The sequence below is a fragment of the Streptomyces sp. NPDC050388 genome (assembly GCF_040655635.1).
GTDB lineage: Bacteria > Actinomycetota > Actinomycetes > Streptomycetales > Streptomycetaceae > Streptomyces.
This window is the reverse complement of sequence record NZ_JBFAKH010000001.1, coordinates 311,046-332,453: the sequence shown is the minus strand read 5'-3', so window position 1 is coordinate 332,453 and position 21,408 is coordinate 311,046. Positions and strand designations below refer to the sequence as shown.

The 21,408-nt window shown below is 73.3% G+C and carries 14 protein-coding genes, 1 tRNA gene and 1 pseudogene; 8 read left to right on the top strand and 8 right to left on the bottom strand.

What is annotated here, in order from left to right:
- Window positions 1-126 precede the first annotated feature (126 nt).
- A complete protein-coding gene (locus tag AB0I73_RS01455) occupies window positions 127-1,119 on the bottom strand; it encodes an alpha/beta hydrolase (RefSeq protein WP_363032563.1) in 993 nt (330 codons plus the stop codon).
- Between the two features lie 241 nt (window positions 1,120-1,360).
- Between AB0I73_RS01455 and AB0I73_RS01450 the strand changes: the two genes are divergently transcribed.
- Window positions 1,361-1,582: a hypothetical protein gene (locus AB0I73_RS01450; RefSeq protein ID WP_363032561.1), complete on the top strand. Its 222-nt coding sequence runs from the start codon at window positions 1,361-1,363 to the stop codon at window positions 1,580-1,582.
- 532 nt (window positions 1,583-2,114) lie between these two features.
- Here AB0I73_RS01450 and AB0I73_RS01445 read toward each other — a convergent pair.
- Both AB0I73_RS01445 and AB0I73_RS01440 read right to left on the bottom strand, forming a co-directional pair.
- Window positions 2,115-2,939 carry a hypothetical protein gene (locus AB0I73_RS01445; protein WP_363032559.1) on the bottom strand — a complete coding sequence of 275 codons (825 nt, stop codon included), beginning with the start codon at window positions 2,937-2,939 and terminating at the stop codon, window positions 2,115-2,117.
- Window positions 2,940-3,398: 459 nt separating this feature from the next.
- Window positions 3,399-3,471, bottom strand: a tRNA-Arg gene (locus tag AB0I73_RS01440).
- 321 nt (window positions 3,472-3,792) lie between these two features.
- Between AB0I73_RS01440 and AB0I73_RS01435 the strand changes: the two genes are divergently transcribed.
- The 4 genes from AB0I73_RS01435 (at window position 3,793) to AB0I73_RS01420 (ending at window position 9,760) form a co-directional block, all read left to right on the top strand.
- Window positions 3,793-5,397 carry a dynamin family protein gene (locus AB0I73_RS01435; RefSeq protein WP_363032557.1) on the top strand — a complete coding sequence of 535 codons (1,605 nt, stop codon included), beginning with the start codon at window positions 3,793-3,795 and terminating at the stop codon, window positions 5,395-5,397.
- A 3-nt stretch (window positions 5,398-5,400) separates the two neighbouring features.
- Window positions 5,401-7,332, top strand: a complete 1,932-nt coding sequence (locus tag AB0I73_RS01430; RefSeq protein WP_363032555.1) for a YfjP family GTPase — start codon at window positions 5,401-5,403, stop codon at window positions 7,330-7,332.
- Between the two features lie 177 nt (window positions 7,333-7,509).
- Complete coding sequence (locus tag AB0I73_RS01425; RefSeq protein ID WP_363032553.1) at window positions 7,510-8,037, top strand: single-stranded DNA-binding protein; 528 nt, start codon at window positions 7,510-7,512, stop codon at window positions 8,035-8,037.
- 343 nt (window positions 8,038-8,380) lie between these two features.
- Complete coding sequence (locus AB0I73_RS01420) at window positions 8,381-9,760, top strand: Cys-Gln thioester bond-forming surface protein (RefSeq protein ID WP_363032551.1); 1,380 nt, start codon at window positions 8,381-8,383, stop codon at window positions 9,758-9,760.
- 223 nt (window positions 9,761-9,983) lie between these two features.
- Here AB0I73_RS01420 and AB0I73_RS01415 read toward each other — a convergent pair.
- Both AB0I73_RS01415 and AB0I73_RS01410 read right to left on the bottom strand, forming a co-directional pair.
- Window positions 9,984-10,440: pseudogene (locus AB0I73_RS01415) on the bottom strand (GNAT family protein).
- A 195-nt stretch (window positions 10,441-10,635) separates the two neighbouring features.
- Window positions 10,636-10,836 carry a hypothetical protein gene (locus AB0I73_RS01410; RefSeq protein WP_363032549.1) on the bottom strand — a complete coding sequence of 67 codons (201 nt, stop codon included), beginning with the start codon at window positions 10,834-10,836 and terminating at the stop codon, window positions 10,636-10,638.
- A 331-nt stretch (window positions 10,837-11,167) separates the two neighbouring features.
- Here AB0I73_RS01410 and ettA point away from each other — a divergent pair, with 331 nt between their 5' ends.
- The 3 genes from ettA to AB0I73_RS01395 are packed head-to-tail and all read left to right on the top strand — an operon-like array spanning window position 11,168 to window position 13,966.
- On the top strand, window positions 11,168-12,832 hold the full coding sequence (gene ettA, locus AB0I73_RS01405; RefSeq protein WP_363032547.1) for an energy-dependent translational throttle protein EttA: 1,665 nt from the start codon (window positions 11,168-11,170) through the stop codon (window positions 12,830-12,832).
- Between the two features lie 4 nt (window positions 12,833-12,836).
- Window positions 12,837-13,283, top strand: a complete 447-nt coding sequence (locus tag AB0I73_RS01400; RefSeq protein WP_363032545.1) for a thioesterase family protein — start codon at window positions 12,837-12,839, stop codon at window positions 13,281-13,283.
- Window positions 13,280-13,966 carry a hypothetical protein gene (locus AB0I73_RS01395; protein WP_363032543.1) on the top strand — a complete coding sequence of 229 codons (687 nt, stop codon included), beginning with the start codon at window positions 13,280-13,282 and terminating at the stop codon, window positions 13,964-13,966. Before AB0I73_RS01400 ends, AB0I73_RS01395 begins: the two co-directional genes overlap by 4 nt.
- Window positions 13,967-13,990: 24 nt before the next feature.
- Here the strand turns inward: AB0I73_RS01395 and AB0I73_RS01390 are convergent, their stop codons facing one another.
- The 3 genes from AB0I73_RS01390 to AB0I73_RS01380 form a co-directional block, all read right to left on the bottom strand.
- Entirely contained in the window at window positions 13,991-14,962 is a 972-nt protein-coding gene (locus AB0I73_RS01390; RefSeq protein WP_363032607.1) for an ABC transporter ATP-binding protein, read from the bottom strand.
- A gap of 88 nt (window positions 14,963-15,050) precedes the next feature.
- A complete protein-coding gene (locus tag AB0I73_RS01385; protein WP_363032541.1) occupies window positions 15,051-17,819 on the bottom strand; it encodes an ABC transporter permease in 2,769 nt (922 codons plus the stop codon).
- A 252-nt stretch (window positions 17,820-18,071) separates the two neighbouring features.
- Window positions 18,072-21,395: an FtsX-like permease family protein gene (locus AB0I73_RS01380; protein WP_363032539.1), complete on the bottom strand. Its 3,324-nt coding sequence runs from the start codon at window positions 21,393-21,395 to the stop codon at window positions 18,072-18,074.
- Between the last annotated feature and the right edge of the window lie 13 nt (window positions 21,396-21,408).

Here is a 21,408-nt window from a genome sequence, read left to right as displayed (position 1 = left end):
GTCAGGGTGGGCCCCCACATCGAGATCACCGTCCTCGACGACGGCACCGGCGCCGGCGGCCACGATGACGGCGGACAGGGCACCGGCCACGCCGGTACCGGGTTCCGGCCACTCTCCGTATGTCCGTTATCGGCTCGGCGTCACGCCGGCGAGTTCGGCGCCCGGTGACTCCACGGGGGTGCAGTACGGCAGGTCGTCGATGGGGAGGTCGGTGCAGAACCGGCCGATCAGCTCCGACGACTCCTCCCTGCGCTCGACGGTGACCAGGTGGTCCGCCTCCTTGACGGTCGTGAACCGCGCCACGGGCATCGTCGCGGCGAGCTCGCGGCCCATCTCGGGGGTGCACAGGGTGTCGTACTCCCCCGTGAACACCAGGGTCGGCACGTCGGGGACGGGCAGGGGCTCGTAGCAGCCGTGCGTCACCAGTCTCGTGTTGTGCTCGAGCGCCTTCTTGATCTCGTCCGGCGTCTGGTTCATGAACTGCCGCTGGAGGAGGCGTGTCACGGCCGCGTGCCTGCGGACCTTGCCGGCGCCCGGGTTCGACATGAACAACCGCACCAGTCCGCCGACGGCCGCATCGGTGTCGCCCCGTTCGAAGGCGTGCGACAGGCGCGGTACGACGTCGGTGTAGATCTCGGGGAGGCGCTTCGCCGCGCCGCAGAAGACGATGCGGCGGACGAACTCGGGATGCAGTTGCGCGAAGCGGAGGCCGACCACTTCGCCGAAGCAGCCGCCGAAGAGGTTCACTTGCGGCATCCCGGTCTCCACCAGCATGTGCTTGACCGCGGAGGCGAGGAAGTCGATGCCGTACCGGGAGGGCAGGAAGTCCGCGCTGCCGTATCCCGGAAGATCCACGGTGATCAGCGTGCAGAGCGGAGCCAGCCACTTCTCGTGCGCCTGCCAGGAGTACCGGTCCTGGGAGGAGCCGCCGAGCAGCAGCAGCGGCGCCGTTCGCGGGGCGCTCTGATGGACGATCCGGCACCCGTACGCGAAACCCTCGAAACTGAGGCTCCGCTCCTCCGCCCGCTCCGAGGGCTCCGATGGCTTCGAGGGTGGAGGAGTGGACCCGTGGCGCTGTACGTTCAGTGCAATCTGGGCGGTGGTGGGGGCAGTGCGCATGGACGGCTCCGGTACAGGGGAATGAGGACGAACCAGTCCATGATTACCAGCAACCGCGCCTTTTCCCCGCAATCATTCGTTTATGGGCGATCCCGGCAATGTGTCATATTCAGCTCGAACGGCCCTGATGAGTTTTTTTGACTGCCCGGTCAAGTGGACGTGACGGGGCGGTAGCGCACGTTCACCGGGGCTGAGGGGCCGTCGCCGTTCAGCAGTGCGAGCCGGACGGGAGCCCCGCCGGGTGGTCGAACAACCGGATCCCGTCACCCAGCAGTACCGGAGCGACGTGCAGGCCCACCTCGTCGACCAGCCCGCGTTCCAGCAGTTGCCGTCCGCGGCCTTCAGCCCGATCCGGACCGCCTCGGCGACGTCGCAGCTCAGGAACGTCACCCCCGCGACGGGCTGCGCGTCCTGCGGGTGGTGGGTGAGCACGAACACCGGTCCCCGCCACGCACCCCCGTAGATCGCCCCGGTGCCCGGGTGGAAGTCCCAGCCGTCCCAGCCGTCCCGGCCTCCCAGAACGAAGCCAGAATGAAAAAGGACCAGCTTTTCCGCTGGTCAGAAGGTACTTGCGCCCCTGGCAGGACTCGAACCTGCGGCCAAGCGCTCAGAAGATGCGGGCAAGCCTTGGTAGGTCCACCCGATCGGCCTACGCCGGCACCGCGCCGGGCCGCCGACGTCCTTTCAAGGCGTGGAAGTTCATCCTCAGCGTCTGTCTCTCGTTCACCCTGGTGCTTGCCTTGCCCAACCTCTTTTAGGTGGGTTCTCACGTGCTGCCTCCCGCGGTGCGCCGACGGCGTCCCAAGGGTCGAGGCATGCATGGCGGGGCTGCTGCAGAGCACCAGTGTGGAGGATCGCGTACGCCGAGGGCACTTGGCCTGCAAAGTCGCCGGCCTGGGGTGTTGTGCAGGATTCCCCGTGGCCTCCCTCCAGCTCACCGCGATATGCCCTCTCTGCGGGCACGTGAGGGACGCGCAATGGGGCGCTCCGTACTGTCAGTACCAGCGGACAAGGCCGGCCGCGCCCTGCCCGGTGCGGACGGCGTGGCGGAGAACGCGCAGCGGGCCGTCAAGGAGTTCCTCGGCGTCGTAGTCGGGATCGTCTCCCAGACCGGTCATCCACCGGTGGATCCGCTCGACTGCGTCACGCCGCTGGGTTCCGGTCAGGGCCAGGGCCTCCTCCGCCGCAAGGAGCTGGGCGCGAACCTCCTCGGCGTGCAGCAGGAAGTCCCCGAACCAGCCCGGCAGCCGCAGCACCGCATCGGGACCGAGCGCGTAGGCCAAGGCCGAGAAGGGGCTGGCCTTGCGTGCCGTGGCGGCGAACAGGCCCTCCTCCTCCTTGGGCGGGAACCGGGCCATGACGGCGTCGCCCAGCGCCTCCACCGGATCGGAGTCGTCATGGCAGTTGTCGAAGAATGCGCTGAGCCGGAAGGCGTCCTCGTGAGCGACCCAACTGCCGGGAGAAGTCTCGGACGCGCTGAACAAGGACTCCGGTGCCGTGCTCCGCCACCAAGCCAGTTTCCCCGGCACATCGGCGTCCGCCGGCATGGGTGCCGACGGCGAGGTCTGAACCGCTGCTTGCAGCAGCTCCCTCATCTTCTGGTCAGACACCGTCCCGATGACCCACACACCCATGACGCTCAACTCCGCCTCCGCTCCCGGCCGCTCTCGAGCCCTGATCGTGCACGACTCCGCCGGATGGCGAAGAGCCCAGGTCGGCGTAGCGACTTCGGCCGGGTGGGCGTGGCGCTGGAGCCGTGCGCCGTCGTAGGGGTTCGCGTGGTCGTCCTCGGCTTCCAGCCACTTGAAGAAGGTGCGCAAGGTGCGCTGGAGGGTGTGAGGTCCACCCTGCCGCTCGCCCTTCCCGCCGTCGTAGTGCGCGCGGAAGAAGACATTCAGGGCCGGGGCGGCGCAGTCCAGGAAGCCAGCGGTCCAGGGTGCGCGCTGCCTCGGTGTACGCGGTGACCGTCTTCTCGGCGTAGGGCCTACCGCGCTTGTTGTTGCCGGCCCGCAGGTGCGTTGCGTAGTCGCTCAGTACGTGTGCGTGCGTGCCGGCAGCGTCCTCACGCTCGTGTGTGCTCCGTACGGACGCGGGACGACGTGCGATCTTGCTCGTGCTCTGCTGTGTGCGCAGAGGGCTCCGTGTCATGCCTGTGGCTCTCTCGTGAGAGCTGGGCAAAGTCGAGTCGGCGACTCACCTTGCCCAACTATCGGACGGGTGAGTCACAGCGCTCCGGCTGGGGCGCTTGAGCCACGTTTCCGCAGCTCAGACAGCGTGTGCGCCCCCGGCAGGACTCGAACCTGCGGCCAAGCGCTTAGAAGGCGCCTGCTCTATCCACTGAGCTACGGGGGCCCGGGTGTGGTGGCCACTGTCGTGATGCCCGGGTGTGGCCGGTTCCTGACGTTGCCGGGGACAAGGATAGGGCTCCCGTGCCCTTGCCCCTGTCGCTTCGCCTCCGTGGCTCGATGTGGAGGTCCGGTGAAGCGGTCCCGATAATCGCAGGCGGGTACGAATCGTGCACCGCTTTCGGCCTCTCGCGCATCGGGTGTTGTGCACTCGTTATGCCTCGACCGCACTCGCGCCCCAGTCGTCCCTTCCGCCCCTTGTGTCCGATCGGCGCGCAGACATGCTCATATGCTTCAGAATTCCCCTGAAATTGGGCATTCTTCGCATGTGGTGACCTTGGACGTACGGCCCCAGCTGCTCGACGCACTCTCCGCCCTGCGCGACCGTGTCGCCGCCGCACGCTTCCCGCTGCCCCTGGCGGGGGCCCCACGCGCGCGTGCCAACCGCGACGAACTGCTCGCGCAGCTCGACGACTATCTGGTGCCCCGCCTGAGAGAGCCCCAAGCGCCGTTGCTGGCCGTCGTCGGGGGCTCCACCGGGGCCGGAAAGTCCACCCTGGTGAACTCTCTCGTGGGGCGGCGGGTCAGCGAGGCGGGGGTGCTGCGGCCGACGACACGCACACCGGTGCTTGTCTGCCATCCGGAGGACCACCACTGGTTCAGCGGGATGCGGGTGCTGCCCGACCTCACCCGTGTGTGGGTGCCCCAGCAGGAGGCCGAGGATCACCTGCTCCCCGGCGAGAACCCCGCGCGCGTGCTGCGCATCGAGACCGCCGACAACCTCCCGCCCGGCCTCGCCCTGCTCGACGCCCCCGACATCGACTCCCTCGTCTCCGACAACCGCGTCCTCGCCGCCGAACTCATCTGCGCGGCGGACATCTGGGTCATGGTCACCACCGCCGCCCGCTACGCCGACGCCGTCCCCTGGCACATGCTGCGCGCCGCCAAGGAGTACGACGTCAGCCTCGTGACCGTCCTGGACCGGGTGCCCCACCAGGTCGTGTCCGAGGTGTCGCGGCAGTACGGCGCCCTGCTCACCAAGGCCGGACTCGGCCACGTACCGCGCTTCACCGTGCCGGAGCTGCCCGAGTCGGCCTGGGGCGGCGGGCTGCTGCCGGCCTCCGCGGTGGCGTCGCTGCGGACCTGGCTCGTCCACCAGACGCAGGACCCCGCCGCCCGTGAGCACGTCATGGCACGGACCGCCCAGGGCGTCCTCGACTCCCTCGACTCCCGCATGCCGGAACTCGCCGGTGCCGCCGCCGCGCAGCACGCCGCCGCGCTGCGGCTCACCTCCGCCGTCGACGGGGCGTACGACAGCGAGCACTCGCGGCTGCGCGGCCGGCTGCAGGCCGGGGCCGTGCTCGCCGGTGACGCGCTCAAGCGGTGGCGCGCCTTCCCGCTCGACTGCACTCCCGCCGAACTCCTCGACACCCTCGTGGAGAGCCTGGGCGCCCTGCTGCTGTGCGCCGTCACCGCCGCCGACGAGCGGGTCGACACCGCCTGGCGGTGCGAACCGGCCGCGAACGCCCCCGAGTTCACCGACCGTGACGGGGCGGTGGAGGGTGCCGAGCACCGGATCGGGCTGGCCGTACGGCGGTGGCGGCGCGAACTGGAGGAGTACGCCGAGGAAGAGGTACGCGAACTCGACCGTGCCGCGGCGCCGGACCCCGAGACGGTCGCCGCCCTGGCCGCCACCGCGTTGCTGAGCGGGCGCAGGGAGTGGGCCGCGGGGGAGAAGCTCGCCGAACGGATCGGCGCGCACGGGGCGTTGCGGCTGCGCGACCGGGGCGGGCGGCTGCTGCTCCAGCACGTGAACCGGATCATGCACACCGAACGCGAGCGTCGGCTCGCGCCGCTCGACGCGCTCGAGGTGCATCCCGAGCCCCAGGCCGAACTCATCGCCGCGTTGTCCGTACTGCAGAAGGAGAGGTGACCGGTGACCGCCGTCACTGACCAGGACCACACCGAGCACCCTGAGCGTTTCGACCGCCCGGACGCAGAGGCCGGGTCCCCCGGGGCCCAGGACGCGAAGGACGAGTACGGGGAGGACGGGGGTGACTGGGACGGGGACGACAGGGGCGACAGGGACGGGGAGGGCCGCGACGGGGAGCCCTCGGAGGGGCCGGCCTCGCAGGCCCCCTGGGACGACGGGCTGATCGCGCGGCGGGGGACCGAGACCGCCGGGAGCGGGACCGCCGGGGCCGGGATCGCAGGGATCGAGCGGTCCACCGTGCTGGAGGCCCGGAAGCCCGCGCCGCAGACCGTGACCCCCCTGACGTACGACCCGCCGCTGCTCTCACGGCTGGACGCGTTGCACGAGCTGGTGGGACTGTCCCGGGCCAGGCTCGACAACCGGACGCTGGCCGGGGCGAGCCGGGTCCTCGACGCGGCCGCCGCGCGAGGACGGCTCTCCGGGCAGCACACCGTGGTCGCCATCGCGGGCGCGACGGGCAGTGGCAAGTCGCAGCTGTTCAACGCGCTGGCCGGGGTCGCCATCTCGGAGACCGGCGTACGGCGGCCGACCACCGCCGCGCCCGTCGCGTGCAGTTGGAGCGACGGCGCCGCGAGCCTCATCGAACGGCTCGGCATCCCGCCCCGGTTGCGCCGCCGCCCGCTGCAGGCGATGACGGACGCGGACGACCCGCTGCGCGGACTCGTCCTCGTCGACCTGCCGGACCACGACTCGGCGGCCGTGCAGCACCGCGAACAGGTGGACCGGGTGCTGGCCGTGGTCGACGCGGTCATCTGGGTCGTCGACCCCGAGAAGTACGCCGACGCGATGCTGCACGAGCGCTATCTGCGGCCCATGTCCGCCCACGCGGAGGTCATGTTCGTCGTCCTCAACCAGATCGACCGGCTTCCCGGGGAGGCCGCCGAGCAGGTCCTGGACGATCTGCGGCGGCTGCTCGACGAGGACGGCATCGCCCTGGGCGAGTACGGAGAACCCGGCACGACGGTGCTCGCGCTGTCCGCGCTCACCGGCGACGGGGTCGACGAGCTGCGGGAGGCGCTCGGCCGGTTCGTGGCCGAACGCGGAGCCGCGGGCCGCCGCATCGGCGCGGACGTCGACGTCGCCGCCGCCCGGCTGTGGCCCGTCTACGCCAACCGCCGGCGGGCCGGGCTGAGCGAGGAGGCGCGGGAGGAGTTCTCGGACCGGCTCGCGGAGGCCGTGGGCGCCGGCGCGGCGGGCGAGGCGGCCGAACGCGCGTGGCTGCGCAACGCCAACCGTGCGTGCGGCACCCCGTGGCTGCGGCTGTGGCGCTGGTGCCAGGGCCGGGGAGGGCCGCCCACCGGGAAGCTCCCGCAGCGGACGCAGCCCGATCAGGAGGTCACGGCCCGGCAGCGGGTGGAGCAGGCGGTGCGCACGGTGTCCGACCGTGCCTCGGACGGCCTGCCCGCGCCCTGGGCGCAGGCGGTGCGCGAGGCCGCCGTACGGGGCTCCCAGGGGCTGCCCGAGACGCTGGACGCCCTCGCCGTGCGCGCGAGCCTGCCGCCGGGGCGACCGCCGCGGCCCGGGTGGTGGCCGGTGGCCGTGCTCGCCCAGGCGTCCATGACGATCCTCCAGTTCGTCGGCGGACTGTGGCTGCTGGGCCAGATCATCGGATTCATGTCGCCGAACCTGGGGGTGCCGGTGCTGCTGATGGTGCTCGGCATCGTCGGCGGGCCGCTCATCGAGTGGAGCTGCCGGATGGCCGCCCGCGGTCCGGCCCGGCGGCACGGGCAGGAGGCGGAGAGACGGTTGCGGGAGGCGGCCGCGGGGTGCGGGCGGGCCCGCGTCCTGGACCCGGTGGCGGCGGAGCTGCTGCGGTACCGGGAGGTACGGGAGCAGTACGGGCGGGTGGTGGGGGCGGGTGCCGGGGTGAACTGAGGCGTCCGGCACCGCGACTCGTTCGGGTGGCGGAGTTGTCCACAGTGCGGTGGTGGTCCACAGGCCTCAGCGGGCCCGGCCCGAAGGAGGCAGTCTGACTCGCATCCGTACGGGGCGGGCCCGTACGCGGATCCGCCCGGTGCCGGTGCCGGCGTCCGGACGGGGGAGGCAGGCACGATGAACGAGACGACGATCTGCGCGGTGGGCAACGTGGCGACGCGGCCGGTGTACCGGGAGACGGCGTCCGGACCGGTGGCGAGGTTCCGGCTGGCGGTCACCTCGCGGTACTGGAACCGGGAGAAGAGCGCGTGGGCGGACGGCCACACCAACTTCTTCACGGTGTGGGCCAACCGGCAGCTCGCCACCAACACCATGGCCTCGCTGTCGGTGGGCGAACCCGTGCTGGTGCGGGGGCGGCTGAAGGTCCGCACGGAGACCCGCGAGGGGCAGCAGGGCCGGACCTCGGCGGACATCGAGGCGGTGGCGATCGGCCACGACCTGGCCCGGGGCACGTCGGCGTTCCGGCGCTCGGGCCGACCGGAGCAGCAGGCCTCCCCGGACCGGCCGGAGCCCGCCTGGGAGACCGGAGCGGGCGACACGGCCGCCTCCGGTGGGGGAGCCGAGGCGACCGGAGCGGCGGGTGCGGCTGCCGGATCCGGGGCCGTCGCCGCCCAACGGACACCGGAACCGGCCATGGTGACGTGATGTCACCGGTCGGGCTCCGGCGACGCGACTGACCGAAGTGTGGCTTATCGGCGGTTGAATGGGGAACGGTCCCGGGTGGATTTGTCGACAACTCCTGTTCGTGCCCGCGTCGGCGATAACGATTGCGAGTCGGATCATGCCTCCGAGCTGATCATCGACAGGCGTGCTCCGAGGCGTACTTAGGATGCCGGGCATGGCTCCCGGGGCTCTCGGGGCCGGTGATTCTGCTGGTGGGGCCCGTCCCCCCATGTCTGACGGGTCCCGCTCGGAGGGGAAATCGGTGTTTGCGGCGTACTCTGCGTTGTCTGCGTGCTCTGTGTCGTCCGTGCTTCGGCGTGCGACGGTGACCCGTCTCGCCGCCGGGACGCTGGTGTCCGGGCTCGTCGCCGCCGGTGTGCTGGCCGGCGCCGGGACGGCTGCCGCCACTCCCGGCGCTCCCGGCGCGGCGCGCGGTGAGGGCGGGGCGGCCGCGACGGTGGAGGGTCTGAAGACGTACGGCGAGGCCGTGATCCGCGGCGCCGCCGGGGACCAGCGGGTGTCGGCGGGGCTGTTCGAGATGTCCGTCGAGGGCGGCGGCATGCTGCAGACCTACTGCGTCGACATCCACACCCCCACGCAGACGGACGCGAAGTACTACGAGACCGCGTGGAACGGGACCTCGCTGGGCGCCAACGAGGACGCCGGCCGGATCCGCTGGATCCTGCGCAACTCCTACCCCCAGGTGAACGACCTCGCGGCGCTCGCCGACCGGGCGGGCGTCCGGGGCCAGCTCACCGAGCAGGACGCGGCGGCCGGTACGCAGGTGGCGATCTGGCGCTACTCCGACGACGTGGACGTGGAGGCCGTGGACCCCCAGGCGGAGCAGCTCGCGGACTACCTGGAGAAGAGCGCCCGGAACCAGCCGGAGCCGAGGGCGTCGCTGACCCTGGAGCCGCCGGCCGTCTCCGGCCGTCCGGGTGAGCTGCTCGGTCCGGTGACGGTGCGCACGGACGCGGACAGCGTGACGGTGTCGCCGCCGGCGGACGCCGCCACGAGCGGGGTGCGGATCGTCGACCGGGCCGGCGAGCCCGTCACCACGGCGACGGACGGCGGCAAGGTGTTCTTCGAGATACCCGAGGACGCGCCGGCGGACACGGTCGAGCTGACCGCGCAGGCGTCGACCACCGTGCCGGTCGGCCGGGCCTTCGCCTCCGACAGCCGCAGCCAGACCCAGATCCTGGCCGGCTCCAGCACCTCGACGGTCTCCGCGACGGCGAGCGCGACCTGGGCGGAGCGGGGTGCGATACCGGCGGTGTCCGCCCGGACGAACTGCGCCGAGGGCGGCGTCGACGTCACCGCCGTCAACCAGGACGACGAGCCCTTCACCTTCGAGCTCGCGGAGCGCGAGTACACCGTCGAGCCGGGCGAGTCCCGCACGGTGACGGTCCCGTTGGCCGAGGACCGGGCGTACGACTTCACGGTCCGGGGTTCGGACGGTTTCGAGAAGCGGTTCACCGGCGTGCTCGACTGCCGGACCCGGGCCGCCGAGACCGGCGTGGACGTCCAGACCCTCAGCGGGCCCACCCCCGCCCCCGTGGGCGGCACGGCCACCGACGTCAACCTCGCCGAGACCGGCGCCTCGGGCATCACCCCCTGGATCGTCGGCACCGCCATCACCCTGGTCGTCCTCGGCGGCGCGGCCCTGGTCATCACCCGCCGGCGCGAGACGGCCCGGGAGAGCTGAACCGGCACGGGCGGTGTCCGTCCACAGTCGGACCGGGGACAGCGCCCACTTCGAAGGCCGGGGCGCGGCCGTGGACGACGAACCGGTCACGCCCCGCCGAACGGCACCGCGAGCGCTGCTCCGTCCCGGTGAGCTCCGGGGCAGGAGCAGCCCGGTCAGCACACCTGGACAGTGTCGGCGGCTCACAGCCGCCCCCGCCTCAGGTGAACGGTGAGCGGTGGGCTCAGGTGGGGTTCTCGTCGAGCGTCAACACGATGTGCTCATGCTCTCCGTACCGAACCGTCCCGGTGCGCCGGAAGCCGTGTTTCTCCAGCAGTCGCACCGAGCCGGTGTTCCCGACGAAGGGGTCGGCGTGCAGGGGGCGGGCCTTCTCCCGCTCCAGGAACAGCGCCAGTGCCCGCGTACCGATGCCCCGCCCCCAGTACCGCCTGCCGAGCCAGTATCCGATGAAGCGCCGACCCTCGCCCCACCACGTTGCCCGCCAGTTCCCCGTCGACGGTGACGGCCTGCACGAAGACGGTGGGGTCCCCGAGGACCTTCGTCGTCCAGTGGGTCATGAAGGCTTCGCGTTCCCGGGGCGGGAAATTCGACCGCCGGACGGCCTCGGGATCGTGCTCCTGCGCGAAGAACTCCTCCAGATCGGACTGTTCGACGTCTCGTAAACGCACCTGATCGCTCATGCCCGGGGAGTCTGCCACCAGCCACTGACACCCCGGGAGGAGGAAGCCGGTCGGCTGACGTCGACGACGCCGGACGGCAGCACCCGGCAGCCTCCCTGAGCGGCCGTCGGACCAGCCGATGTCGATCGATACGGCGGCCGCCGGTCGCGGCCGCCGACGATCAGTTGTGGCTGTGGTGAAGGGGCGCCCTCGAGGTCACCAGGAGTGAGATCGCGTTCGGCCACGGCCGAGAAGTCTCCGGATCAGCAGGAACGCGGCCACAGCGATCAGGGCCATCCCCATGAGGGTCAGGGCAGCCCCGAGAATGATCAGAAATGTTCCGACAAGGATCAGAAGTACCCCCATCAGGACCAGGAGTGCCCCGATGATGAGGAGAAAGATCGCGAGGACGGTCACAGTTGCCTCCTGTCCTCCCTCCCGCTCTGATCCCTTCCCCGCTCCCGCGCAAACACTCTGCTCCACGATCGGCGACGGCTCGCCGCGGCCGGGAGACCGGCCCGCGGTCCGCTGGTTTCCCTCAGGGCCGGCGTCGGGCCGTCTACGGGCCGTGCGAGGCTGCCCGGGGCCGACCGACGGCGACCGACAGTGACGGTCGAGCCGCGGCCGTCGGTGGTGAAACCGCAGGTCAGCGCCGTCCGGCCAGATGGGTTTCCCCCTGAGGGTGGCGGTCGGGCAAGATGGGGTGTATCTGCCCACTGCCAGATTTCAAGCTGCCGGACGGTTTCTCTTGGCTGAGTTCATTTACACCATGCGCAAGGCGCGCAAAGCGCACGGCGACAAGGTGATCCTCGACGACGTCACCCTGAGCTTCTACCCCGGGGCGAAGATCGGTGTCGTCGGTCCGAACGGTGCCGGTAAGTCGACCGTTCTGAAGATCATGGCGGGGCTGGAGCAGCCGTCCAACGGCGACGCCTTCCTCACTCCCGGTTACACCGTGGGCATCCTGCTCCAGGAGCCCCCGCTGAACGAGGAGAAGACCGTCCTGGAGAACGTCCAGGAGGGGGTCGCCGAGATCAAGGGCAAGCTCGACCGGTTCAACGAGATCGCCGAGCAGATGGCGACCGAGTACACCGACGAGCTCATGGACGAGATGGGCAAGCTGCAGGAGCAGCTCGACCACGCCAACGCCTGGGACCTCGACGCCCAGCTGGAGCAGGCCATGGACGCCCTGGGCTGCCCGCCCGGCGACTGGCCCGTGGCCAACCTCTCCGGTGGTGAGAAGCGCCGCGTCGCGCTCTGCAAGCTGCTGCTCGAGGCGCCCGACCTGCTGCTCCTCGACGAGCCCACCAACCACCTCGACGCCGAGTCCGTGAACTGGCTGGAGCAGCACCTCGCCAAGTACGAGGGCACCGTCGTCGCCGTCACCCACGACCGGTACTTCCTGGACAACGTCGCCGGGTGGATCTGCGAGGTCGACCGCGGCCGCCTGCACGGCTACGAGGGCAACTACTCCAAGTACCTGGAGTCCAAGGCCGCCCGCCTCAAGGTCGAGGGCGCCAAGGACGCCAAGCGGCAGAAGCGCCTCAAGGACGAGCTGGAGTGGGTGCGGTCCAACGCCAAGGGACGCCAGGCCAAGTCCAAGGCGCGTCTGGCCCGCTACGAGGAGATGGCCGCCGAGGCCGACAAGATGCGGAAGCTGGACTTCGAGGAGATCCAGATCCCGCCGGGCCCGCGGCTGGGCAGCGTCGTCGTCGAGGTGAACAACCTCAGCAAGGGCTTCGGCGACAAGCTGCTGATCGACGACCTCAGCTTCACGCTGCCGCGCAACGGCATCGTCGGCGTCATCGGCCCGAACGGCGCCGGCAAGACCACGCTGTTCAAGATGCTCCAGGGCCTCGAGGAGCCCGACTCCGGGACGGTCAAGGTCGGCGACACCGTCAAGATCTCCTACGTGGACCAGACCCGCGCGAACATCGACCCCAAGAAGACGCTGTGGGCCGTCGTCTCCGACGAGCTGGACTACATCAACGTGGGCCAGGTCGAGATGCCCTCGCGCGCCTACGTCTCCGCCTTCGGGTTCAAGGGGCCGGACCAGCAGAAGCCCGCCGGTGTCCTCTCCGGCGGTGAGCGCAACCGGCTGAACCTCGCGCTCACCCTCAAGCAGGGCGGCAACCTGCTGCTCCTCGACGAGCCGACCAACGACCTCGACGTCGAGACGCTGTCGAGCCTGGAGAACGCGCTGCTCGAGTTCCCGGGGTGCGCCGTGGTCATCTCCCACGACCGGTGGTTCCTGGACCGCGTCGCCACGCACATCCTCGCCTACGAGGGCGAGTCCAAGTGGTTCTGGTTCGAGGGCAACTTCGAGTCGTACGAGAAGAACAAGATCGAGCGGCTCGGCCCGGACGCCGCCCGCCCGCACCGCGCCACCTACAAGAAGCTGACCCGGGGCTGATCTCTTGCGGCACATCTACCGCTGCCCGCTGCGCTGGGCGGACATGGACGCGTACGGCCACGTCAACAACGTGGTCTTCCTCCGCTACCTGGAGGAAGCCCGTATCGACTTCCTGTTCCGCCCGGACAAGGACTTCCAGCAGGGGTCCGTGGTGGCACGCCATGAGATCGACTACAAGCGACAGCTCGTCCACCGGCACACGCCGGTGGACATCGAGCTGTGGGTCACGGAGATCCGGGCGGCGTCCTTCACCCTCACCTACGAGGTGAAGGACGGCGACCAGCTCTACGTCCGGGCCTCCACGGTGATCGTGCCGTTCGACTTCGAGGCCCAGCGTCCGCGCCGTATCACCCGGGAGGAGAAGGAGTTCCTCCAGGAGTACACGGACGGCGGGAACGGCGGGGACGACGGGAACGCCGACGCCGATCAGGAGGAGGCCGTCGCGGCATGACGGTGCTCCACCTGGCCGACGAGGGGGAGGCGGCGGATCTCGCGGCCTTCCTCTCCCGGCTGCTCCACTACGACCGTGCGGCCGCCGTGCGCCTTCAGGCGTCGGGCACCGCACTGGCCGTGTTCGGCCGCCCTCCCTCCTTCGAGGTGCTGGCGATCCGCGCCGTGCGGCTGGCCAAGCCGTACGAGAACGGTCTCGACGTCACCCTGGACGTGACCGTGTCCGCCGGTGAGCTGCTGGAATCGGTGGACGAGTCCGCCGGCACCGCCACGGTGCCGGGCGCGGTGACCGGGCCGCCGTGGGCCGGCGTGCTGCCCCCGCGCGGGGGCTGGCAGGCCGAACCGGGGTTGCCCGCACCGGACGCCCTGCGCGCACTCGTCGCCGCCGCGGTCACCGAGTTCCGGGCGCGTACCGAGGCGTTGACCGCCGAGTCGCGCACCCGGGCCGAACTCGACCGGATCGGGCGGGAGATCTGGTCCCGCACGGTCGGCCGGACCGACCTCCCGGTGCGGGCCGTGCACGCGGCCCAGTCACTGGGCTTCCTCCGGCCCCGCAAGCCTGCCGACGCGGACGGCGCGCCGGTGCTGCTCGTCTCCGGGGCCTGGCTCCGGCTGCGGACGCCGTACGGGTCCGTCGCCCTGCGGCGCGCGGGGCTCGGGGCGCTCGGTCTCAGCGTGCGCTGAGGCGGCCCCGCCGGCCCTCGGTCCTCACCCCTCGGCGCGCTCACTGTCGTCCGGGCGGACGGCTATGTGGTCCGGTTCCAGTTCCAGGGCCACGCGGTCGCGCATGCCCAGGGTCCGGGTGTAGTCGCCGGGGAGCTGGAGGCGGCCGGCGCGGTCGAGCATGGCGTACTCGCGGGCGACGACGGTCTCGTGACCGGTGGCGGCGTCGACCTCGCTGCGGCGCAGGACCTCGGTGGAGGTGCGGCCGTCGCGGATGGCGACCGTGCGGCGGACCTCGCTCGCCACCGCCTGGTCGTGGGTGACGATCACGATGGTCGTGCCGAGCCGCTCGTTCGCGGTGCGGAACGCGGCGAAGATCTGTTCCGCGGTGTGCGAGTCCAGCTCGCCGGTCGGCTCGTCGGCGAGCAGGACCGACGGATCGTTGGCGAGGGCCACGGCGATGGCGACGCGCTGCTGCTGGCCGCCGGACATCTGGTGCGGGTGCCGGTCACGGCAGTCGGCGACCTCCAGCAACTCCAGCAGTTCCACGACGCGTTCGGCGCGGGCCCGGCGGGCGGAGCGCCCCCGGGCGGCGGCGCGCAGACGCATCGGCAGGGCGACGTTCTGCGCCGAGGTCAGATACGGCAGCAGGTTGCGGGAGGTCTGCTGCCAGACGAAGCCGACGACCTCGCGGCGGTAGGCGAGGCGGTCCTTCGCGGTCATCGCGAGCAGGTCGCAGCCCGCGACCCGGGCCGCGCCGGCGGTGGGGGTGTCCAACCCGGCCAGGATGTTCATCAGGGTCGACTTGCCGCTGCCGGACGCGCCCACGAGAGCCATCAACTCGCCCTCGCGCACCAGGAGGTCGAGGCCCTGCAGGGCCTGCACCTCCACGCCGTCCGCGGTGAAGACCCGGACGAGACGGTCGCAGGTGATGAGCGCGTCATGGCCGAAGGCGGGACGCGCGCGGTCGGCGGCGACACGGTGGGCCAGCTCGGCCAGCGTGGGATTCGGGGTCAACGGGGTCAACGGGGTCTTCGGGGTCGTCGGGGTCATCGTGCAGCACCTCCTGGAAGGGGCCGGGTTCGTCGGGAGCAGGGCCGTACGGTCAACGGGCGTCTCCCGCCCGCAGTTCGCGCACCGCGTCCCGGCGGCCCGTCCACCATGCCTGTGCCGCCGCGATCCCGACGGTGAGCACGACCACCGTCAGGGCGGGTACCAGCAGCGACACCGGGTCGGTGAGCAGTGTGGCCCGTCCCGCCGGGGACCTGGTCGCCGGGAGGGCGACGGTCGTCAGGTCGATGCCGGGGGCGAGCAGCCGGATCGTCGCCCACGCCGTGAGGGTGCCGCCGGCCGCCGCGAGCAGGGCCTGCGGGAGGGACTCCAGGACGAGCAGGCGGCGGCCCTGGGCGCGGGTGAGGCCCATGGTGCGCAGGCGGGCCAGGAGCGCGGCCCGTTCGGGGGCGGCACGCACCAGGGTCAGCAGCAGGGCGAGCACGGCGTACCCGGCGCCCGCCGCCACCGCCGCGGTGTAGACGCGTTCGGCGCCGGACTGGAGGGGCGAGTCGACGTATCCGGCGCGTTCCTCGGCGCGCACCTGGACCGACGTCCCGCTGTCCGCCGCCCGGCGCAGCGCGGCCCCGTCCACCCGGTCGCCGGTCACCAGCAGCGCGGTCGGGCGGGCGGCGCGGGCCGAGAGCGCGGACCGGTCCACGACCAGGAACTCCTCGCCGACGAGGGCCGGGGTCCGCTCCCGCACCAGCACGATCCGCACGGTGATCGAGCTGCCGTCCTCCATGCGCACCGCGAAGGGCCGGGTGCCGTGGCGGTCGGCGACCCCGGGGGAGGCCACGGCGGGCAGGGTGTCCGGCCCGCCCGGCGCCAGGACGTCCCGGTCGAAGCCGCCGATGCCGGTGTGCCGGGTGAGGGCCGCGTAGCCGGCCGGGTCGACGCCGGCCACCGGGACCGTGCCCTCCCGGGACCGGGCGTGGTGGGCGACGCTGACGGCGGTGACCTCCTGGACGCCGGGTGCCCGGCGGACCCGGTCGGTCAGGCCGGCGGGCAGTACGTGGAGCGCCCCCACGCGGGCGTCGGCGCCGACGGTGAGCAGGGCCGCCCGGTCCCGGGCGTCGGCCACGCCGCTGAGCACGGAACCACCGAAGGCGGCCGTGGTCAGCGCGGTGAGCAGGGCCAGCAGGGGCAGCACCGCGGAGCCGGAGGCACGGCCCGCGCGGGCCAGGGCCAGCGGGCCGACCACGCCCCGCAACCGTGCCGCGGGGCGGGCCAGCCCGCGCAGGGGCAGCGGGTACAGCCGCGCCAGCACCAGCGCGGCGATCACGCCCACCAGCACCGGGGCCAGGGACACCAGGTGGTCCCCGGAGGCATGCGGCCCGTCCGACGCGCCGCGGGTGCGCAGCGCCATGACCGCGCCCACCGCCAGTGCGAGCAGGGTGAGTTCGGCGACCGTGCGGTGCCGTGCGGGGCGGGCCGTGGCGACGTCCCGGCGCTCGGTGTGCGCGCGGACGGCGCGGTGCGCGACGAGGGCCCGCAGGGGCAGGGCCAGGCAGGCGAGGAGCGCGACGGCGCCGGCGGCGGCCGCGGAGTACGCCGGCCGGGCCTCGCGGACCGTGAGCCAGGCCGCGGCCAGTCCGAGGACGGCCGCGGGCACGGCGACCACCGCGGTCTCGGCCAGCAGCCGGCCGGTGACGCCGCGCAGGGAGCCGCCGCGGGCGCGCAGCAGCGTGAGTTCGCCGCCGCGCCGGTCGGCGGCGAGGCCGCCCGCCATGAGCAGGACGACGACGGCGACCGTGCCGGTGCCGAAGGCGGCGACGGCGACCAGCGGGCCGATGGCGGTGCGCAGCCCGGTGTGGGCGGTGAGCACGTCGTCCAGCTCGCTGCGCGCCCTGATGTCGAGTGCTGTGGCCTCCCGCATCCGCTGGAGGACCGGACCGGACTCCACGGCGGCGACGGCGGACGTCAGCCGGGGTATGTCATGGCCGTGCAGGTCGGGGACGGACGGGGCGAGCCCCCAGTACCGCAAGGGCTCCCCGGCCGTGCTCAGCAGGGCGGGGGCCGCGTCCGGCGGCAGCAGCAGCGCGCCCATCCAGTACTGCCGGACGTCGGGGTCGCCGGGGAGGTTCGTCAGGCCCGGGGTGCGCATCAGGGGGTCGGCCGACCAGTACGCGCCCCGGGGACCGCGCGGTTCGACGATGCCGGTGATCCGCACCTCGAGGGGAGCGCGTGCCACACCGGGGAACGTCAGGACGGAGCCCACCTCGATGTCCAGGTCCCTGGCCGTGTCGGCGGAGACGGCGCCCTCGACCCGGGTCGTCGCCGCGGTCACGGTGTCCGGGGCCTTCGGCAGCCGGCCCTCGCGCAGCCGGGAGTGGTCGGCGAGCCCGTCCTGCGCGAGGAGGTGGAGGCGTGCGGGCAGCCCGTCCGGACGGGGCAGCCAGGGCTCGGACATCTTCTGGGGCTCGAAGGTGCGCACGCCGGAGGAGGACTGGTGCGGGTCGAGGGGCAGGGACCGTCCGGCCAGGGCGAGCAGCTCGGACCGGTGGGCGCGGAGCGCGTCCCCGCGCACGGCCGCCTCCCGCTCCTCCTGGGGCAGGCCGACGTCGGGCACCGGCGCGGCCAGCTGCACGCCGGTGCTGTCCGGGCCGGCCGACTCGAGGGCCCGGTGCAGGCCCGCGTCGCCGTACCGGTCGACCGCGCGCGGCAGCACGGCGGCCAGGAACGCGGTCACGGCCACCAGCAGCGCCAGCGCGAGCGCGGCCCCGGGCGCGGCCCGCAGGCGGGTGCGTACCCAGGGGGCGGCCACGCGCGAGCCCCGGACGCCGCGCCTGCCGCGCGATGCGGGGGTCGGCCGGACGGTCACCTGAACTCCTTCGGGGGATGCCCCGGCCTTCAGGCCGAGGTGGGGTCCGTGATCGGGTGAGGCTCCCGCGGTGCGTTGCGGGAACCGAGCGCGCACACCGTGTCGAGCGAGAACCAGGACGGCACACCCGGGCTTCGCTCGACGAACCGGGCAGGTGCCGTCCCGGCCGGTGCTGAGGGAGGAGGACCTCGCAGGCAGCCGGCCTGCGGGGCGTCCTGAGTCAGGAATCCCCCTGCTCCGGTCGGGGAGGGTTCAATCACCTCCTCGTTCCCGCAGCGAGGTCACCGGGTCGCCCCGGCGCACCGCCAGTACGGCCGTGACCAGCAGCGGAGTGACGGCCACCGCGGCCAGCAGCACGGCCACCCGTCCCACGGGCAGCTCCACCAGCACCTGGGGCACCGGACGGGCGGCGTCCGACGTCAGCATGATCAGCGGGATCACGGCCCGTGCCAGCACCGTGCCCCACAGCACGCCCACCGCCGAGGCCAGAACGACCAGCACCCCGTGCTCGACGACCACCACCCGGGCCAGCCGCCGCCGTGAGGCGCCCAGGGCGCGCAGCACCGCGAACTCGGCGGACCGCTCCCGCAGCGCCCCGGCCGCGCTCACCGCGAACCCCACCGCCGTCAGCGCCGCCGCCGCGAGGGCCGCCGCGGTGAACGCCGCCTCGGGCCCCGCGCCGAACGGGTCGTCGCGCAGCCGGGCGGCGATCTCGTCCCGCACCACCACCCGGGACGGCTCGACGTCGGGCCGGTCCCGCAGCGCCGCCGCCACCCGCGCCGACGCGCCCGGCGCGGTCCGCAGCCACCACTCGGTGGGCAGCACGTTCTCGCCGTGGCTGTCCTGGAGCACCCGGTTGAGGGCCGGCAGGTCCAGCAGCAGGGCCCCGCCGTCGCCGCTCCCCCCGGTCGGTGCGGACGGCAGCCCCCGCACCGCGCGGACGATCCGCACCGGCACGGTGGAACCGTCGACCGTCACGTCCACGCGCTGTCCGGGACGGGCGCTCGTCGAGGCCAGATAGCGGTCGGTGGCGATCGCGGTGACCTCGGCCGCCCCCTGCGGGACCTGCAGCCGGACGGTGAGCAGCGGGGGGTTCCAGAAGCCGTCCGCCGGGACGTGGCCGGTGCCGTAGGCGAAGGTCGGCGGGGCGGTGGCGGTGAGCCGGGGGCGGGTCGGACCGGTGCTCGCTGCGGGGGCGGACTCCCCGGCCGTGAGCTGCGAGGACAACGCCCAGTCGGCGGGCAGGGCGAGGCGCCGGGCCCGGCCCTCGGTGTCCGTGGCGGTCAGCCCGGCCAGGGTGAACCGGTGGTTCTCGGTCTTCCCGACCGGCTGGACCAGGTCGAGCTGCAGCCCGGTCAGGGTCAGTTCCCCCGGGGGCGCCTCGGCGACCGCGGCGAGGTCGAGGGTCAGCGGGTGGGTCCGGCCGTCGGCGCGGAGCCGGCCGAGGCCGAGCTTGTACGGGGTTCCGTAGGGATCGGTCAGGGTGGCCCTGACATCGGCCGTGGTCCCGGGGCCCGCGTCCCGGATCCGGGCCGTCAGCGTCAGGCGCGCGGTGCCCTCGGGTATCCGTACGCCCGCTGTCCCGCCCTTCGGCGCCAGGCCGTCCAGGAGCGGGCGGACCGGCTCGGGGGCGAGGTCGGAACGCATCAGCACGGTGTCCGCCGCACGCTCGGTGTCCAGCGCGAGCACGGTCGCCGTCCGGTTGCCGGACAGCGGCACCGACGTACGGTACGCGGGCGCGACGGTCTCGACGCCGGGGACGGCCGCGTACGCCTGGGTGCGGCCCGGCTCGCTCTCCCCGGCGCCCAGGAGGCGCACCGGGGCACCGGCCCGGAAGTCCGCCTGGTCGTCCTGCGAGCGCTGCCACGAGGAGCCCTGGCCGATCGCCAGCATGCCCAGCGCCACGGCGAGCACCAGCAGCAGGACCGGGCCCGCGCCCCGCATCGGCCGGCGGCTGAACTGCCAGCCCGCCAGCGCCCCCGGCAGCCCCCGGCCGCGGGCCGCCCCGCGCTCCGCCAGCCGCGCCAGCGGCGGCAGCAGCCGCAGCGTGAGCACGGTGCCGGCCAGCAGGGCCAGCGCGGGGGCCGTGACGAGCAGCGGGTCGACGCCGAGGTGTGCGCCGACCACCCCGGAAGGCTGACGGCTCAGCTGCCAGTACGCCACGGCGGCCACCGCCAGCAGCCCGACGTCCGCGCCCGCCCGGACCACGCCGGGCAGCGGCCGGGCCCGGCCGGCCGTGAAGGAGGAGGTGAGGGCGGGCACCGTGACGGCCAGTGCGCAGCCCACCGCCACGCCCGCCGCCACCAGCCACACGGAGCCGCGTCCGGCGACCGAACCGACCGAGGTGTCCAGGTGCAGCCCGATCCGGGCGAGCGCGCCCCGCCCGGCGAGCAGCCCGGTGAGCGGTCCCGCCAGCAGCGGCGCACAGGCCGCCGCGGGCACCGCCAGCAGCAGTGCCTCCAGGGCGGCGAGCCGGGCCACCTGGGCGCGGGAACCGCCGCGCGCCCGCAGCACCCGGGTCTCGCCCGCGCGTTCGGCGCTCAGCAGCCGGGCCACCAGGAACAGGGTGCAGCCGGCCAGCAGGACAAGCTGGAGGGCGATGATCAGCAGGGTCGAGCGGGAGACGAGCAGGGAGCGTTCGACCCGGTCCAGGGCGGTGGGCAGGGCACTCGTCGCGTTCGCCGAACCGCCCAGCGCCGGGTCCTCGCGCAGGGCGGCGACGCCGTCCCGGGCCGCCTCGCGCAGCGCGCCGATCCGCCCGGTGTCCACCGCCTCGAAGTCGGCCGACGCGAGCCACGCCGAGGTGCCGGCGCTGACCCGGTCGCCGCTGAACACCGAGGGGTCGGCGAGCAGCGGGCCGTACGTCGTGAAGTCCACCTCGACGACGCCGCGGCCGTGCAGGTCGTCCAATTGCCAGTAGGGCGCGGTGGCGTCCACGGGCCGGTACAGACCGGTGATCCGCACCTGGACGGCGGGGCCGCCGAGCCGGTCGGTGAGGGTGAGCCGGGCGCCGGGTGCCAGGCCGAGGCGGCGGGCGGCGGCCTCGGGCAGCGCGGTCTCGACCACCGGGCCGGCGGACGCCCCGGGCGGCCGGCCCGCGAAGATCCGCACCTGGGTGCGGTCCAGGGCGGCGAGGTGGGTGAGGCCGGGGGTGTCGGAGGCGCCCCGGTCGCCGGCGGGGGCACCCGGGTCCTCGCCACCCGCACCGGGGCCCGCACGGCCGTCCGCGGGGTGTACGGACGCGGGCAGGGCGTACGGGCCGGAGCGGGACAGGGTGCGCAGGGTCACCGGCAACCCGTCGAAGGCGGCACGGGCGCCGTCCCGTACGGCGGTGCCGGCCGCGGCACGCTCCCGCGCGGGGACGTCCGCCTTGACGACGAGGGTGGTGTCGGCCGCGCTCCGCGGGTCGCGCAGGGCGTGCCGCAGGGCCGCGTCGCCGATCGTGCCGGAGTACGCCGTGAGGGTCGCCAGCACCGCCGTGGTCAGCAGGACCGTGAGCAGCGCGGCGGCGAGCAGCGGCCGGTACGCCCGGGCACGTGCCAGGACGAACCTCACCGTCCCCGCGGCGCTCCCCACCCGAGACTCCCCC